General features: G+C 44.5%; 3 protein-coding genes. All 3 read right to left on the bottom strand.

The features are described 5' to 3' along the window. Positions 1-57: 57 nt before the first annotated feature. A complete protein-coding gene (locus PN499_RS24495; protein WP_019487804.1) occupies positions 58-579 on the bottom strand; it encodes a LabA-like NYN domain-containing protein in 522 nt (173 codons plus the stop codon). 335 nt (positions 580-914) lie between these two features. Beyond that, on the bottom strand, positions 915-1,562 hold the full coding sequence (locus PN499_RS24490) for a response regulator transcription factor (RefSeq protein ID WP_007355349.1): 648 nt from the start codon (positions 1,560-1,562) through the stop codon (positions 915-917). Positions 1,563-2,078: 516 nt separating this feature from the next. Next, complete coding sequence (locus tag PN499_RS24485) at positions 2,079-2,546, bottom strand: (2Fe-2S) ferredoxin domain-containing protein (protein WP_272035455.1); 468 nt, start codon at positions 2,544-2,546, stop codon at positions 2,079-2,081. Positions 2,547-2,594: the final 48 nt, after the last annotated feature.

Here is a 2,594-nt window from a genome sequence, read left to right as displayed (position 1 = left end):
CAATTACCCATTACCAATTACCCATTACCCATTACCAATTACCCATTACCCATTATTCTAATAATCTATTTTCTCAATATGTTCGCGAATCTCGTTTAGGTCGATATACCGATCTGTAGCATTACGGAGTTCTCTAGCAATCATCCCTTCGGTTGATACGACAGTAATATGAGTATTTTTCGATCTTAGCAGCTCAATCGCCCTCTCAAAATCCCCATCCCCGCTGAAAAGCACAACTTGGTCATATTGATCCACTGTATTAAACATATCTACGACTATCTCTATGTCTAAATTAGCTTTTTGAGAATATCTGCCAGAAGCGTCATCGTAGTATTCTTTGAGGATTTTAGTGCGAACTGTGTAACCCAGGCTAATCAAAGCATCTCGGAATCCCCTTTGATCTTGAGGGTCTTTAAGACCCGTATACCAGAAAGCATTAATCAGCATTACATTTTGCTGTGCATTCTTGAAATATTCCAACACTCGTCTCGGATCGAAAAACCAGCCATTTTTTTGTTGAGCGTAGAACATATTGTTCCCGTCTACAAAAATAGACAGACGGTTCATTGAGTTTGACATAAAAACTTAGACCTAATAATTGTAGAAAGGAATTTAATCTAAGTATTAGATTTTAGCAACATGGAGTTAACCTAGCAATGGAATAAAATTAAGAAATTTCCATTTCCCCAGTATTTCATATTTTAGGCTCTACTGCCACAGAGTTGCTTTCATCTCATAAGCGGGCTGCTTTTGACAAGAGGTATCGGCTGAGGGCAACTCTGTGGCAAATGTCTCTTTGGCGATCGCTCTCCGCTAAAAACAATAGTTATTGCCCTGTTGCAGCCCTCTAGCAAGCCCTTAGTTTTTGCACGCTCTGCCTTCCCTCTGTGTGATTAAATTGCAGCAATTTAAGCTTAAGCCTTTTTGCTCTCCAAGGCCCAGCGAGCCAACTCCGTCCGGTTGTGGAGGCCTGTTTTGCCCAACATATTGCTAACATGGCTTTCAATTGTCCGCTGGCTCACATTCATCACATCTGCAATATCACGGTTTGCCAACCCTTGGGACACCAACTGTACGACTTTTAACTCGGTTGGGGTTAAATCGACGTTACGGCGGGCCTTGATTTTTGGCCCACTGTCGATCGCATTGTTTTGGTGGCGAATCAATCTCGTTGCCTGCTTGAGGGAAGATTCTACTTGTGCCACGAGTTCTTCTGGTTCAAAGGGCTTGACAATGTAAACGTCAGCCCCAGTGCTGAGACCTTTAACTCTGTCTTGGCTTTGACCCTTGGCAGACAGGAACAAAACTGGAATCCAACTGGTACGAGGATCTTCTCTGACGTGCTTGACTAAGGTGTAACCATCCATCTCTGGCATCATCACGTCACAAATAATTAAGTCGGGAAGATCCTCTTCTAGTTTTTCCAGGGCTTCGCGGCCATTTTCTGCGGTGACGACATCGTAGCCCCGAAACTCTAGATAATCTTTAACTAGCAGTATCAGGTTGGGATCGTCGTCAACCAGCATTAGCCGTTTTTGATCTCCTATATTAATTTCCTTCATCTTTATTCCTGCCTGGAGACTCCCGTCATAACTGTAGTGATTGCAACGCTGGCAGCGAACAAAACTTATCGGCTTGACGGTGAGAGGAAAGGCAGGGCAGGGTATATGCCTCTCCACGATTTAAAAGGAATTGTAATGAGGTGGGGGTTTTAGCCCCTTGGCCGAGGCGGGTCAATTAGGCTTTCCAGTCCCCTACTAGACCCTGTGTTAGGGGTTAGCAGTGGTGGTTGAGCTAATAATTTCCCGCTAATCTAATGTTATCTGGCGTGCTTCCTAAAGATGCACGCCAGTTAGAGCGAGTGGGATATTTAGTCTGGAGACTTTCAGCCGCTTAATGCCCCTGTCTGTACGGTGCTACTTCTGAATACTATAGAGAAATTTGACTATAATGCCTACTTACGTACTTGAATGTTTTGAGCTGTGGCTGGGAAGAGCGAGTGATTTTACCCTTGATAACTAGCTGTGGTGTCTAATTCCTAACGATTGCGATTGTGATGGCGATCGTTACAGGAAATGTTAGTGAGTGTGTAGCTCCTTATCTGGAAGAGGATGAGTTAAAAAAGCATATTCCTGAACTACTTGAGAGCCGATCAGATGTTCTTGAAGTATCCGTTCGATGATGGGCGGTGTCACATTCCGATACCACACACCGTCTGGATAGACGACCATAATCGGGCCGTTGCTACAAACGCGCAGACAATTGGCTTTGGTGCGAAAGATGCAACTTGGGCGATCGCCTGAAGGTTTATCTAATTTTAGTTCCTGTAAGCGTTTTTTTAGGTAGTTCCAAGCTTCCAGGCTGGCTTCTTTGTCGCAGCACTTGGGTACGGTTTGATCGGCACAGATAAAAATGTGCCTTTCGATTTGAGCTATTCCCAGGCTTTTCACGCAAGCGGCTAAGCTTGAGGTACATGATTCTTCGCTGTTTTGGCTGCTCTCTGAGGATTTAGAGGTGGCGATCGCGATTGGTTCTCGATCGGACATAGGGCTAATGGCGTGAAACTTCGTCTCTATTTTCGCACTGTCTGGGGT

The organism is Kamptonema animale CS-326, assembly GCF_028330895.1.
GTDB classification, from domain to species: domain Bacteria; phylum Cyanobacteriota; class Cyanobacteriia; order Cyanobacteriales; family Microcoleaceae; genus Kamptonema; species Kamptonema formosum.
Note: the sequence above shows the minus strand (reverse complement) of the source record. Positions and strands in the feature narration are given on the sequence as shown.